The organism is Spirosoma harenae, assembly GCF_054776975.1.
In genome coordinates, this window is record NZ_BAAHBD010000002.1 from 181,451 (window position 1) to 194,617 (window position 13,167).

14 protein-coding genes are annotated in these 13,167 nt (G+C 45.8%); 9 read left to right on the forward strand and 5 right to left on the reverse strand.

All coding sequences use genetic code 11. From position 1 onward, the window contains the following. Positions 1–35 precede the first annotated feature (35 nt). On the forward strand, positions 36–872 hold the full coding sequence (locus ACYVE4_RS01180) for a fumarylacetoacetate hydrolase family protein (RefSeq protein ID WP_460994949.1): 837 nt from the start codon (positions 36–38) through the stop codon (positions 870–872). 74 nt (positions 873–946) lie between these two features. On the opposite strand, the gene ACYVE4_RS01185 is transcribed toward ACYVE4_RS01180, so the two are convergent. Continuing rightward, positions 947–2,086, reverse strand: a complete 1,140-nt coding sequence (locus ACYVE4_RS01185; protein WP_460995137.1) for a 5-(carboxyamino)imidazole ribonucleotide synthase — start codon at positions 2,084–2,086, stop codon at positions 947–949. Positions 2,087–2,192: 106 nt separating this feature from the next. After that, positions 2,193–2,900, reverse strand: a complete 708-nt coding sequence (locus ACYVE4_RS01190; protein WP_460994950.1) for a head GIN domain-containing protein — start codon at positions 2,898–2,900, stop codon at positions 2,193–2,195. 305 nt (positions 2,901–3,205) lie between these two features. On the opposite strand from ACYVE4_RS01190, the gene ACYVE4_RS01195 reads away from it, so the two are divergent. Then, complete coding sequence (locus ACYVE4_RS01195; RefSeq protein WP_460994952.1) at positions 3,206–3,904, forward strand: ABC transporter ATP-binding protein; 699 nt, start codon at positions 3,206–3,208, stop codon at positions 3,902–3,904. Here ACYVE4_RS01195 and ACYVE4_RS01200 read toward each other — a convergent pair. Next, positions 3,869–4,702, reverse strand: a complete 834-nt coding sequence (locus tag ACYVE4_RS01200; protein WP_460994953.1) for an aminotransferase class IV — start codon at positions 4,700–4,702, stop codon at positions 3,869–3,871. The two genes, ACYVE4_RS01195 and ACYVE4_RS01200, sit on opposite strands and share 36 nt — an antisense overlap. An 80-nt stretch (positions 4,703–4,782) precedes the next feature. On the opposite strand from ACYVE4_RS01200, the gene ACYVE4_RS01205 reads away from it, so the two are divergent. The 5 genes from ACYVE4_RS01205 to ACYVE4_RS01225 all read left to right on the forward strand — a co-directional run bounded on the left by ACYVE4_RS01205 (position 4,783) and on the right by ACYVE4_RS01225 (position 10,062). Continuing rightward, positions 4,783–6,297, forward strand: coding sequence for a TolC family protein (locus ACYVE4_RS01205; RefSeq protein WP_460994954.1), 1,515 nt, complete (start codon positions 4,783–4,785; stop codon positions 6,295–6,297). 96 nt (positions 6,298–6,393) lie between these two features. Then, on the forward strand, positions 6,394–7,818 hold the full coding sequence (locus tag ACYVE4_RS01210) for an efflux RND transporter periplasmic adaptor subunit (RefSeq protein WP_460995139.1): 1,425 nt from the start codon (positions 6,394–6,396) through the stop codon (positions 7,816–7,818). 103 nt (positions 7,819–7,921) lie between these two features. Continuing rightward, positions 7,922–8,467, forward strand: a complete 546-nt coding sequence (locus tag ACYVE4_RS01215) for a dihydrofolate reductase family protein (RefSeq protein ID WP_460994955.1) — start codon at positions 7,922–7,924, stop codon at positions 8,465–8,467. 135 nt (positions 8,468–8,602) lie between these two features. After that, on the forward strand, positions 8,603–9,412 hold the full coding sequence (locus ACYVE4_RS01220; RefSeq protein WP_460994956.1) for a helix-turn-helix transcriptional regulator: 810 nt from the start codon (positions 8,603–8,605) through the stop codon (positions 9,410–9,412). A 92-nt stretch (positions 9,413–9,504) separates the two neighbouring features. After that, positions 9,505–10,062 (forward strand): cupin domain-containing protein, encoded by a 558-nt coding sequence (locus ACYVE4_RS01225; RefSeq protein ID WP_460994957.1) that lies wholly within the window; start codon positions 9,505–9,507, stop codon positions 10,060–10,062. A 205-nt stretch (positions 10,063–10,267) separates the two neighbouring features. Here ACYVE4_RS01225 and ACYVE4_RS01230 read toward each other — a convergent pair whose 3' ends face one another. Then, positions 10,268–10,615: a nuclear transport factor 2 family protein gene (locus ACYVE4_RS01230; protein ID WP_460994958.1), complete on the reverse strand. Its 348-nt coding sequence runs from the start codon at positions 10,613–10,615 to the stop codon at positions 10,268–10,270. Between the two features lie 174 nt (positions 10,616–10,789). Here ACYVE4_RS01230 and ACYVE4_RS01235 point away from each other — a divergent pair, with 174 nt between their 5' ends. Next, positions 10,790–11,050 (forward strand): hypothetical protein, encoded by a 261-nt coding sequence (locus tag ACYVE4_RS01235; protein ID WP_460994959.1) that lies wholly within the window; start codon positions 10,790–10,792, stop codon positions 11,048–11,050. Between the two features lie 120 nt (positions 11,051–11,170). After that, positions 11,171–12,625 carry a decarboxylating NADP(+)-dependent phosphogluconate dehydrogenase gene (gene gnd / locus ACYVE4_RS01240; protein ID WP_460994961.1) on the forward strand — a complete coding sequence of 485 codons (1,455 nt, stop codon included), beginning with the start codon at positions 11,171–11,173 and terminating at the stop codon, positions 12,623–12,625. A gap of 127 nt (positions 12,626–12,752) precedes the next feature. Here the strand turns inward: gnd and ACYVE4_RS01245 are convergent, their stop codons facing one another. Continuing rightward, positions 12,753–13,091 carry a winged helix-turn-helix transcriptional regulator gene (locus tag ACYVE4_RS01245; protein ID WP_460994962.1) on the reverse strand — a complete coding sequence of 113 codons (339 nt, stop codon included), beginning with the start codon at positions 13,089–13,091 and terminating at the stop codon, positions 12,753–12,755. Positions 13,092–13,167 lie beyond the last annotated feature (76 nt).

Here is a 13,167-nt window from a genome sequence, read left to right on the forward strand (position 1 = left end):
AAACGTTCTTTGCAAAATGTATTCAATCTTATTGTATGAAACTCTTCAAAACCCGCGCTGGCTTCGTTGTTGAATCGCAAAATAAATTCTATGCTCTGTCTGAAACGGACTGGGATACGTTAGTCAATCGCGACGATTTATACGCCTATCTACATCAGTCAATTGGGGGGGCAATGGCTGCCGATGACTACGAAACCTGGACAAAAACGGGTCTGCTAGCGCCAATCAGTCGGCAGGAAGTTTGGGCATCGGGAGTAACCTATCTGCGTAGCCGTGACGCACGCATGGAAGAATCCAAAAAATCGGGTGGCGATAATTTCTACGACCGTGTTTACGACGCTGAACGACCCGAGTTATTTTTCAAATCAACACCAGAACGTGTGGTTGGGCCAGGAGACAATGTCAGAATCCGTGCTGACTCAGACTGGAATGTCCCAGAGCCTGAATTGACCCTGTTTATTACCTCAGGAGGGAAAATCGTGGGTTATACCTGTGGAAACGACATGAGTTCGCGGAGTATCGAAGGCGAAAATCCTCTATACTTACCCCAGGCTAAATCGTATGATGGAAGTGCTGCTCTGGGACCATGTTTATATGTACCCGAAACACCAATTTCGCATGAGACGAACATCCGATTAGAGATTGTCCGGAATGAACAGGCTGTATTTACGAATAGCATCGCTATTAGTCAAATGAAGCGTCAACACACTGAACTTGTTGAGTTCCTGTTCCGCGAATGTTCATTTAAAAATGGTTGCTACCTGATGACAGGTACAGGCATTGTCCCATCCGACGACTTTACGCTCCGTTCGGGTGATGAAATCAGCATAACCATTGATGGCATCGGTACGCTGACAAACGTAGTAGCGTAGGGACGAAATGTTTTATGCAATAAAAAAGGGGCTTAGCAATCCCCTTTTTTATTGCAAATAAGAATGGGATACAGCTAGGCGGTTATCACTCGAATTCCGGATTTCACTTCCTCTACTTTTGCTCGTAAAGTATCCAGCGAATCGTCCATGACCGTTACGTGGCCCATTTTACGAAACGGTTTAGTGATGGCTTTTCCATAAAAGAACGGAAACACACCCGGAATGGCCAGGAGATTTTCCAGGCCTTCATATACGGCTGGACCCGTATATCCGTCTTCACCCAGAAGGTTGACCATAGCGGCTGGTTGGTAAGCCGATGTATCGCCCAGCGGATAATTTAGGATGGCGCGCCAATGTTGCTCGAACTGGGATGTTACATTGGCTCGGATCGTATGATGGCCGCTATTGTGTGGGCGAGGAGCAACTTCGTTAAGCAATACATTACCCTGTTTGTCCAGAAACAATTCGACTGCCAGTAGCCCCACAATGCCGAAAGCATCAGCAGTACGCCGGGCAATGTCCTGCGCTTGCTTATTAATTTCAGAAGCTATTTCGGCAGGAGCGAAGAGATACTCAACCAGGTTTAATTCAGGGTGAAATACCATCTCGACAGTTGGAAACGTTTGTACGTCACCACGCTCATTACGGGCGACAATAACCGCTAATTCTTTCTCGAAGTCGATGGCTTTTTCCAGTACGCCCGGTGCATCAAACGCTTTGCCAACGTCAGCTACCGAAGCAATTCGTTGAACTCCGCGTCCATCATATCCGTCACGACCAAGTTTGTGGAAAGCTGGCAGAAAATCAGGCTGTTGAATTTCGATCAAGGCAACATCAGCTCGATTTTCGGTTAGAATAAAGTCGGCAGTAGGGAGATTATGATCGTGGTAAAATTGCTTTTGAAGTCGTTTGTCCTGAATGGTACGAATGACAGACGGTTGCGGATACACACGTTTTCCTTCACGTTCGAGCGTTTCCAGGGCGTCGACATTTACCCGTTCGATCTCAATCGTTAGGATATCGACAGATTGGCCGAACTGATAAACCGTATCGTAATCCGTGAGCGAACCCTGGACAAAATGTGGAGTAAGGTGCCGACAGGGCGCTTCGGCATCGGGATCAAGAATATGAACGCGAAGGTTCCAGTCGATGGCGGCTTGCAGAAGCATTAGGCCGAGCTGGCCACCGCCCAGAATACCAATAATAGGTGTCAAAATAGCGAAAGAGTGAAATCGGACCGCCGAAGCGGAGTGAAAGAACGAATTACAGAGCAAAGTTATCAGTTCGCTCATTCGCTCTTTCACTCATTCGCTCTTTTTTCTAATCTCTCCGGCTTACATCGCCACCACCTGATTCACTTTTTGAGACTACTTTGGCTGATCCTGAGTAATAAACATCGCCACCGCCCGATGCTTTCATGGTCAGTTCTTTGCTGGCGTGAACATACACATCCGAACCGCCCGATGAGTTTGCATTACAAATCTCAACAGAAAGTTTACGAGCGTCGAGGTCAGCACCGCCTGAGCCATTGGCGTTTAGTGTGCGAGCAGTTCCCTGCAAAGTAGCATCCGCCCCGCCCGATGCTGATGCATTTACTTCATCGGCTTTAAAAGTCAGTTTTACATCGGCTCCACCCGACGCTTCCACGTTTATATCGTTAAACGCCAAAGTGCCTTGGCCCGTAACATCCGCACCACCAGACGCTTGTAAATTATTTAATTGTTTGAACGTCAGGTAGGCTTTTACATAATTATTCCGGCCGAAATTCCAGCCACCAAATCCCTTTCGCTCAATATAGAGCTTCAACGTCCCGTTGCGCACTTCCGAAATAACGCGGTCTTCATCGACCCCTCGGCCTTCTATGGTTAATTTTTCAGCGTTGCCCTGAGAGAGATAAACGTCGATTCCACTGCTAACGCTTAAGCCTGTGAATCCCGACACGGACCGATCTTTTTTCCAATCGCTGTCGCTGGTGAATAGGCTAGTGCCCGTCGTAAAAAGGATAATTGATAAGAAAATGGCTTTCATTAGTAAGACGATTTTGGGAGTTTTAGAGGAGATGATAAAAATAGTAACTACGTTGCATGGCAAACCAAAAAGATGTCCGATTTCAACGGTAGCTTTGTCCGCTAACGGACGGTAGGAAGCTGATAAAGTTGCATAATGTTCTATTAATCAAATGCCTACGAATTTGGCACGACGGTTGAGTAATTTAAGCAAGCATCGTATCAAGATCGAGTACCATCAGAAAAGGAAGTTGGTATCAGAGCTACCGGGTAGGTAAACAACAAAAGAACTTAACTAAACTAAAACAATATCAAAAGTAACAAAATATGATTCAACTACGCAACGTCTCAAAGTTCTACCCCGCTGGTTTTGGTCGGGTGTATGTGTTGCGCAATGTCAGTCTCGATATTAACCAGGGTGAGTTCGTGTCGATCATGGGGCCGTCTGGTTCGGGTAAGTCAACATTGCTGCACATTCTGGGTTTGCTCGAAGAACCTTCCGAAGGGGAGTATTTCTTTGACGATCAGCCTGTTCAGAAGCTATCAGAGAAACGCCGGACGGAACTTCACCGGACTCGGATCGGCTTTGTGTTTCAGGCTTATCACCTTATTGATGAACTAACCGTATACGAAAACATTGAAACACCTTTACTCTATAAAGGCTTAAGCGGATCGGAGCGGAAAAGCCGGGTTGCTGAATTGCTCGACCGATTCAACATGGTCGCTAAAAAAGACCTTTTTCCGTCGCAACTGTCTGGTGGCCAGCAGCAATTGGTTGGTATTGCACGGGCGCTAGCCGCTGATCCATCCGTAATTTTTGCCGATGAGCCAACGGGCAACCTGCACTCCGACCAGGCTCGCGACATTATGGAACTCTTCCGCGAACTGAACCAGAAAGATGGTGTAACCATCGTGCAGGTTACACACTCCGAAGTCAATGCTGAATACGGCAATCGAATCCTGCGTCTAAAAGACGGCTGGCTGGAAGATTCAGCTGTGAAGCTGAGCGAAGAGGGCGTTAAGTAAGGCTTCTGCCGGGGCATTCAACGGTAAATCGATATCGTCAATCGAACGTATCCATTGAATGCCCATGACGTTCGTGCAGAAAACCACTTCTGCCTGCTTAAGTATTTCCAGTTGATCGACCACTTCGCGAACGATTATATCATTCTGTGAAGCTAACCGGAGCAACTGCTGTCGTAAGATGCCATTGATGCAGCCGGTTTGAAGCGAGGGTGTAAATAATGTATTCTGTCCATACCAAAAGAGATTGGAAGCCAAGCATTCAGCGAGATTTCCCTGGTTGTCTAGTAGAATTACGTCATCGAATCCGCGCTCTTGCTTATAAAGACCGGCCATCACGTAGGGGAGAGAGTTTAGGGTTTTATAGGCAGACGCAGGCGACTGGTACACCCGAAATTCACTATAAATACCTACGCTGGGTTTCGTTCCGATGGAAAAAAAATTACCTAGTTGAGCCGTGATCAGCAAGTTACACTCAGTTGACGATGGCGTATACAGGCCGCCGGGTTTTCGCCAAACCTGAAGCTTAATCCGAGCCGTTTGATTGGTAATCGTATTGGCTGATATCAGATCCAGAATTCGCTTGTATATCGCTTCGGCAGTGAATTCAGCTGACAGATTGAGGTGAAGTGCAGCCATCCCGGCCGTGAGTCGGGCGAAGTGATCAGACCAGAACCAAATCCGTCCATTCTCGTATCGAATCGTCTCAAATAAACCATCGCCGTATTGAAACGCCCGGTCTGTTGGTGACAAGCAAAAATCAGTTTCAGAAAGTACATCCAGATTATAAACCAGAAACATGCTTAGTTTGCGCCGTTTATCCCAAAACGATAGCCGAGCCGAAGGTAAGTTTGTAACATTGAACCATCAAAATTATGTGTATGCAGCGCGTGCTTTTTTTAGGAATCGGAATCGTCGGGAGCTTGTTAATCGCTAGCCCAACGAGTGTTCGAGCGCAAAGTGCATCAGGGAGTACATCGTTGTCAGCTACTGCCACGAAAATGAAGTCAGACACACTGCCTGTGCTGAGTTTGCCCCAATGCATTGACATTGCCCTGAAAAATAACATCACTGTTCGTCAGGGACAGTTACAGGTACAAAGCAGTAATCTACAACTCCGTCAGTCTAAACTGAATCAGCTGCCAACCGTCACTGGATTTGCGTCGCAGGGGATTAGTTCGGGTCGGAACATTAACCCAATCACCAACCAGTTCGTTGACGTAGGGGTACGGTCGAATAACTTTCAGCTTTCCGGATCGGTACCTATTTTTCAGGGGTATCAGCTCAGAAATTTGATTCGCCAAAACCAAACGATCGTAAAAGCTTCCGAAAAAGAGCTGGATGCTACGGAGAACACTGTTATTCTGAATGTTATTCAACAATATCTGAACGTGCTGACTGGTGCTGAGCAATTAAATGTTGCCAAGCGTCAGGCCGAAACGTCGCGACTTCAGGTAGATCGTACACAAAAATTGGTCGATGCTGGATCGGCCCCGGAAGCAAACCTGTTTGAAATTAAGGCTACGTTGGCTAATGATGAGTTAGCTATTGTTAACGCGCAAAATACGGTTGATCTGGCGAAACTGGCTTTGTTACAAGCTATGAACCAACCAGGTGGGCAGGCGTTTGAAATTGAATTTATCAACCTGCCCGACCCTCGTATTGAAGGGTACGAAGTATCCGCACTTCAGGTTTATGAAACGGCTCTTACTACCCAACCACAGATTGCGGCCGCCGATCTCCGCACCGAAAGCGCACGCGTAGGCGTCGATGTGGCTAAAGCAGGTCTTTACCCAAGACTTAGCCTGAACGGTAGTGTGTCGGCGCTCTATTCGACACTTGGCCTTCAGCGGTTTGTGCCGGACGGAACAACGCAGGTCAATTCCAGTACGGCCAATGTGAGTATTGGTGGCGTAACCCAACTGGTTACTATTAGTACAAACTCGCCAGGTGGTTCCAGCCAAACATTGGGCTTCTTCGATCAGCTACAGAATACCCTGAACCGCGGGGTTTCGCTCAATTTGAATATTCCGATCTTTGTGAATCGGCAGTACCGGAATAACGTTACGAATGCCATTATTCAGCAGCAAAACGCGCAACTCATTGCCGATAATACTCGACTGCAATTACGTCAGCAAATCGAAACCGCTTATACTAATCTGCTGGCAGCATCGAATCGCTATCGAGCAACCGAAGCGTCGGTGACTTCGTTAGATCGAGCGTTTAAAGCGGCAGAAAGTCGATTTAATGCCGGAGCGATTAATGCGGTCGATTATAGTCTTGCGAAACTGCGTTTGGACAACTCCCGAGCTCAGTTGGTGCAGGCAAAATACGACTATGTATTCCGAACGAAAATTTTAGATTTTTACCAGAATAAACCGCTTAGTTTTAATTAAGTGAGTGAATGAGTGAATTAGTGAATGTGCAAAAAGTAGCCTTCTTAATATCTATTTAAAGCACAGTCATGCGTTCTCTAATTCACTCGTCCATTCATTATGAAGAAGTCGAATCGCATTTGGTGGATATTGGGAGGATTGATTATCCTGATCGTTGGTGGATTAGTCGCTGCTAAACAAGCCGGTTTAATTGGAAAACCAACCTCAGTAGAAGTTGATTTTGCGACCGTCAAACGGACAAATATTACGGAACGGGTAAGTGCTTCTGGCCGGGTTCAGCCACAGGTTGAAGTGAAAATCAGCCCAGATGTATCAGGCGAAATTATTGGCCTGTATGTAAACGAAGGCGATCCCGTGAAAGCAGGGCAGTTATTGTGCCGTATTCGCCCGGATAACTACGAATCGATGATGGCCAGGGCGAAAGCGACTGTTAACCAGAGCCGGGCGCAACTGGAACAGTCTAAAGCATCGGTTGCCCAATCAAGTGCCCGGCTTATTCGATCCAAGGCAGATTACGAGCGAAACCGCAAACTCTTCGCCGACAAGGTTATTTCCTCCGCCGATCTGGAAACCAGCGAAGCCAATTATAATGTAGCACAGCAGGAAGTTGAAGCCGCCAAAGCGAATGTACGGGCAGCTCAATTTAACATTCAAAGTGCTGAAGCCAACTTACGCGACGCCAGCGAAAACCTCCGTAAAACAACCATTTATTGTCCGGTTAACGGGACCGTGTCGAAGCTCAATATTGAGCTAGGTGAGCGCGTTGTAGGTACCTCACAAATGGCAGGTACGGAAATCATGCGTATTGCGAATCTGCAAAATATGGAAGTACGCGTCAACGTCAACGAAAATGATATTGTACGCGTCAACCTGGGCGATACGGCGGATATTGAAGTAGATTCTTACACAACTGCAGGCCGCAAATTCAAGGGGGTTGTTTATGAAATTGCCAATACGGCCAATGGTTTGGCAAGTTCATCGGGAGCATCAGCAGCAGCTTCCGCATCGAGTGATGCGGTTACCGAATTTGAGGTAAAGGTGAAAATCCTGAATAATTCCTACGCCGATTTGCTGGCCGAAAAAGACAAGAAAGGCTATCCTTTTAAACCCGGTATGACTGCATCGGTAGAAATCATAACGGATCGCAAAGCTAATGTATTGGCAGTGCCTATTGCTGCTGTTACCACACGAGGAGCCGATTCAACAGCTATTGATACTGCAGAGCTAAAAGACAATTCCAATGGTACCGTGCAGGAGAAACCTTCCAGTCAAACCGAGAAGAAGGATAAGGTTAAGGAAATTGTTTTTGTAAACGTTGGTGGCAAAGCCAAACTGCGCGAAGTAAAAACGGGCATTAGTGATTTCGAGAATATTGAAATATTGTCTGGATTGCAATCGGGTGAACAGATAATTTCAGGTCCTTTCATTGCTGTGTCGAAAAAGCTTAAAAACGATCAATTGGTCGTTAAGCGCGATCCAAACAAGAACAAAAAGAAAGACGATAAAGAGGAGGATAATTAACCACACGAAAACAGCTTTTTTAGCGTGTATGGCCCTGACCTAGGACCTCCAAACAAACCAGACCCATGCGAGTTGTTTTGGTACGCACCAATTCATATTCGTAATGCGCAAACTGGTTTATGATGTAGCGGCATCGCTCGATAATTACATTTCTCATTCTGACGGTTCGATCGACGGTTTTCAAACCGAAGGGGAATTTGTGAATAACTTTCTGGAACGTATTAAATCGTATGATATAGCTCTGATGGGTCGCAGAACTTATCAATGGGGCTATGCCTACGGATTGCAGGAAGGTGAACCTGCTTATACCCAGATCAATCCTGATCTGATGAACTACATTTTCTCCAAAACCCTCACATTCGAGCCGGGTCAGTTGATTGAAGTAATCAATAGGGATGAGGCTGAATTTGTACGCACACTAAAATCTGGCGAAGGAAAACCTATCTGGCTTTGTGGGGGTGGCGAACTGGCCGCTACGTTGCTCGATGCTCAATTGATCGACGAATTGATTGTTAAACTAAATCCAGTCATTCTAGGAGAAGGGGTTCGACTTTTCGGATCGAGTAACACTAAGATTACGTTGCAATTACTTGAAAGTAAAGCTTATGATAATGGAGTGATTTTAGTTCGTTATCAGATTAGGTATTAGCTATATACCAAAAATATCAGGAAGTAATTGACGTATTTTAACGGTAGGTGAGTCAAGCAAGCCGGTAAATAAAGCATTCGGAGGAGTTCATCATCAAATCGTTAAATTCGTCTGGACTGATTGTATAGATTGGGTATGGATAACCTGGCAAAAGGGCAATTTTTTGGCGTGTCAAGAGACGAGATGTCCATTGACGGGTTGTCCCTCGTGCAATCGGCCTATCATAATTCGCCCGGTTGTCCATGGCACTACCATGAAAATGCCTACTTTGCCTTTACAACCAGCGGTACGTTGCTAGAAACCTACAAACGTAAAGACATTGCCCTCAGTGCAGGTTCGCTAACGTATCATCACAGTCAGGAACCGCATCACAACAGCCGATATTCACCTTTTGTATCGGCCCTGCATGTCGACATTGACGATAGCTGGTTTGATCGTCTTGACATTGCGAAGTCCCGGCCCGAAGGTTTATTGGAATTACGATCCCCCAATCTGAAAATTATATTCGCCCGCTTACTGGCTGAAACCCGGCAAAACGGTACTGAAAAAAGCCTGAGCGTAGAAAGCCTGATTGTGATGGCGTTCAACCAGATGATGCAGCTGAAAGTACATACTGATCGAAAACCGGCCTGGCAACCCAAACTTGTGGAACTCCTGTACGAACACTACGACCAAAATCTTAGCCTGACGGATCTGGCTGTTCACCTGCAACTTCACCCGGTCTATCTCTGTCAGCAGTTCCCGAAATTGTTCCAGTGTACATTGGGCGAGTTTGTTCGTAAGATCAAAATTGAGAAGGCAATTCAGCAACTAATTGCCAAAGAGCCTGTTTCACTCACCGAAGTTGCCTATACCTGCGGCTTTTCAGACCAGAGTCATTTTATCCGTGTCTTCAAACAGCATACCGGACTTACACCCCTGACTTTTCGCAAGTTGGTTCAGTAAAAAAGCATTTCCTTAATTCTGTTCTATTTTTTTAGGAATGGTCAGAGCAATTTCGGACTAAAAAGCAATCGATTCACCTAATTGGTTCAACCATGAACAGAAATCGTTTTATGACTGCCTTTTTGGGCTTGGTCGTTACGCCATCGCTGGCAGGAATCAAGAAAATCTTTCGAGCTGATAAAGGATTTAAAATCAAAGCGGGAGAAGGACGAAAACACGGGCATATAAAACTTAAAGGGGTGAATGCCAATGTCCTGGATGTGAAAATTTCGGGTAGTGATACCAACGGCGATCTGGCCATTTTCGAACAAACCTCGCTATCGCCTGGCCGAGGTACGCCATTGCACGTGCATCCTGCTCAGGACGAAATCTTCTACGTGTTGGAAGGGAGTTATGCTTTTCAGGTTGGCGATGCCAAATATCAACTTACAGTGGGCGATAGCATCTTTCTGCCCCGCCAGGTTCCTCATGCCTGGACGCAGCTTGCTGAAAAAGGAAAAATGATCGTAGTTCTACAACCCGCTGGCAAACTCGAGGATTTCTTCGTAACGATGGCTGCCATGGATCATGAACCTACGAAAGAAGAAATTGCCACTGTGTTTAGCAAGAATGAGATGCAGGTAGTTGGGCCGCCTTTAAAGGTGGAATAAGGCATCGTATTGATCAATGTCCTGATCCTGGTACCGTCAATTGTAAAATGTCGTCCAGATTTGTGATCCAATTTTCCATGATTCATTCAGGCAGGTAAGTACCACTGCAACAACTGTAGGATCATCGTTTACAAGTTGGCTTTTCGTAGCTGAAAAAACACGGAATTTGAAATTCCGTGTTTTTTCAGCTACGACGTAATGCGTTTCAGTTCTTTTCTAGAAGAGGACGAGGATCGAATAGAACTTTGAGCGATTTGATCTGGCCATCTTCCGTAGTGTACCAGCCACTGCTAAAGATTTTTGGGCCGCCCATGTCAATGTTGTACCAGATACAGACGTCGTCACCATCGACAAATACTTTCTGCACATCGTATTTGAACTTCATTTTTCTCATGTCTTTAATGTACACGTCGCCACCATCGCGGGTGCCCATTACGCCTACAAAAGACATATCATCCGTCAGTAAATCGCGAGCGGCATCGAAATCTTCATTATTCAATGCCTGAATAAACGCCAGAACGGTGTCCTTCGCGTTGGTTGTAGCTACTGTCATAGTCGTATGTGTTGAAAACCAGTCTATGTATAATTCATAAACTGTTTTTTTGTTCGGTAGGCTTATGTGCAGGGATGGCAACAATAGGAATATTCATTGGTTAGATTGTTTACAGAAGGTTTCACAAAACGTTAGTGAAATCCAGCAGAATATATAACCTAAACAACAACGAAAATGAGCTTCACGAAGATATTTGACATCATAACGCCACTCATGATTCTCTCCTTTATGGGCCTGATTATGATCGGTTATGGCTTTGTTAATCCGCAGCAGCAAAACAATGTACTCCAGTTTATTTTTGGTATTCCGATTGCGCTGGGCGCTGCTGGTTTTCATTTCCTAATCCGTCGTGCCACAAATGGTAATACACTGAATGTATGGATTGCGGAGGGAATCATAGTCGGAGCCCTCATCTTAGTGTATCCAAGGCTGTAAAATAGGGCGCTCTCTTTGTATGAAATCCATGTAGATCAGGCAGAGAATACGGATATGTCTATATTTGCGCGCTGCTAAAGACTTACCCTAGTATAGTAACGTTCAATAAATTACATCATAATGACAAAATCTGCAGATATCGGCTTGATCGGTCTTGCTGTGATGGGCGAAAACCTCGTGCTTAATATGGAAAGCAAAGGGTTTACCGTAGCTGTTTTCAATCGGACAGTTGAAAAGGTTGACCATTTCATCAACGGGAGAGGAGCCGGAAAGAATTTTATCGGTGCGCATTCTATTGAAGAATTGGTTGCCTCTTTAGAAAGACCCCGCAAGGTGATGATGCTGGTAAAAGCCGGCCAACCTGTCGATGATTTCATTGAACAGATTATCCCGCATCTGGAACCGGGCGATATTATCATTGATGGAGGCAATTCCTATTTCCCCGATACCATTCGCCGAACTCAGTACGTAGAAAGTAAAGGATTTCTGTATATCGGAACGGGTGTTTCGGGTGGAGAAATCGGCGCGTTGACCGGTCCTTCTATGATGCCTGGAGGCAGTGAAAAAGCGTGGCCATTTGTAAAAGGTATTTTCCAGTCGATTGCTGCCAAAGTTGATGATGGTACGCCCTGTTGCGATTGGGTGGGTAGCGATGGCGCTGGTCACTTTGTGAAAATGGTGCACAACGGTATCGAGTATGGCGACATGCAGATTATTGGTGAGGCTTTTCAGGTCATGAAAGATTTGCTGGGCTTGAGTGCCGACGAGATGCATGAAGTATTCAAAAAATGGAATACCGAAGAGCTGGATTCGTACCTGATCGAAATTACAGCCGACATCATGGCGTATAAAGATGAAGATGGTACGCCGATGGTTGATAAAATCCTGGATACGGCCGGACAAAAAGGTACCGGAAAATGGACTGGCACCGCTGCGCTTGATCTAGGCATTCCGCTAACCCTCATTGGCGAATCCGTATTTGCTCGTTTTCTATCCGCACAAAAAGATTTGCGTGTAAAAGCGTCAACGATAATCAGCGGCCCGAAAGCTGAATTTGCGGGCGACAAAGCGCAACTGCTGGACGATCTGAAAATGGCGCTGTATGGGGCTAAAATCATCTCGTATGCACAGGGGTATAACCTGTTTATGGCGGCTGCCAAAGAGTATAAATGGAAGCTGAATTACGGTGATATTGCCTTAATGTGGCGAGGTGGCTGTATTATTCGTTCGGCGTTTCTGGGCGATATCAAAAAAGCCTTTGATAAAAATCCGGAACTTCCGCATCTGCTGCTCGATGATTTCTTCAAACAGAAAATCGAATCGGCGCAGGCTGGCTGGCGACGGGTTTGCGCGGCTGCGTTGAGCAACGGCATTCCTGCACCTGCACTGACATCGGCACTTTGCTATCTGGATGGGTTCCGCAGTGAGTGGTTACCTGCCAATCTACTACAGGCACAGCGCGATTACTTCGGCGCACATACCTACGAGCGTATTGACAAACCACGTGGTCAGTTTTTCCATACCAACTGGACAGGTGAAGGTGGCGATACGGTGTCAACTGCCTACAATAATTAGTAACGTCAGCGAATAAAAAACCCAGCCTGTTAGAATGATTTTACCAGTGAAAATCATTCTAACAGGCTGGGTTTTTTATGAAGAGCCTGACTGAAATTTTCTACCGATTGGGATAAACTGGAAACGCTTATTTCCCAATTATTTCCTTTCGATGGGATAATCCCCAATAGTGCAATTCGTCAATTACTTTCTCCAACGATAAGCCATGTGGTGTAATCGCATATTCGACTGTGGGTGGAAACGTATCATGGACGCTTCGTTTCACCAATTGATTTGCTTCCAGACTTTTTAGTTCTTTCGATAAGGTTTTATCGGTAATGCCAACGACTTCTCTGGCCAGCTGCTTAAATCGTTTCGGTTCTGAGGATAAGGCAAACAGAATCAGTAGTTTCCAGCGGCCTTCCACTGCCTCTAACGCATCTTTAATGGAAAGCATATTCTTCGGACAACCTCCGCTTGTTAGCATATTTCAGGGGTTTGCAAAGTACGTTACTATCGTATCGGATAGCGCTATCCAAACTGGAAGTGCTTTCGATTGGATA

What these genes read in the sequence shown, in the direction of transcription:
- ACYVE4_RS01180 (WP_460994949.1), top strand. Translation starts at nt 36, where the DNA reads ATGAAACTCTTCAAAACCCGCGCTGGCTTCGTTGTTGAATCGCAAAAT.
- ACYVE4_RS01190 (WP_460994950.1), bottom strand. Translation starts at nt 2,900, where the DNA reads ATGAAAGCCATTTTCTTATCAATTATCCTTTTTACGACGGGCACTAGC.
- ACYVE4_RS01195 (WP_460994952.1), top strand. Translation starts at nt 3,206, where the DNA reads ATGATTCAACTACGCAACGTCTCAAAGTTCTACCCCGCTGGTTTTGGT.
- ACYVE4_RS01200 (WP_460994953.1), bottom strand. Translation starts at nt 4,702, where the DNA reads ATGTTTCTGGTTTATAATCTGGATGTACTTTCTGAAACTGATTTTTGC.
- ACYVE4_RS01205 (WP_460994954.1), top strand. Translation starts at nt 4,783, where the DNA reads ATGCAGCGCGTGCTTTTTTTAGGAATCGGAATCGTCGGGAGCTTGTTA.
- ACYVE4_RS01215 (WP_460994955.1), top strand. Translation starts at nt 7,922, where the DNA reads ATGCGCAAACTGGTTTATGATGTAGCGGCATCGCTCGATAATTACATT.
- ACYVE4_RS01220 (WP_460994956.1), top strand. Translation starts at nt 8,603, where the DNA reads ATGGATAACCTGGCAAAAGGGCAATTTTTTGGCGTGTCAAGAGACGAG.
- ACYVE4_RS01225 (WP_460994957.1), top strand. Translation starts at nt 9,505, where the DNA reads ATGAACAGAAATCGTTTTATGACTGCCTTTTTGGGCTTGGTCGTTACG.
- ACYVE4_RS01230 (WP_460994958.1), bottom strand. Translation starts at nt 10,615, where the DNA reads ATGACAGTAGCTACAACCAACGCGAAGGACACCGTTCTGGCGTTTATT.
- ACYVE4_RS01235 (WP_460994959.1), top strand. Translation starts at nt 10,790, where the DNA reads ATGAGCTTCACGAAGATATTTGACATCATAACGCCACTCATGATTCTC.
- gnd (WP_460994961.1), top strand. Translation starts at nt 11,171, where the DNA reads ATGACAAAATCTGCAGATATCGGCTTGATCGGTCTTGCTGTGATGGGC.
- ACYVE4_RS01245 (WP_460994962.1), bottom strand. Translation starts at nt 13,091, where the DNA reads ATGCTAACAAGCGGAGGTTGTCCGAAGAATATGCTTTCCATTAAAGAT.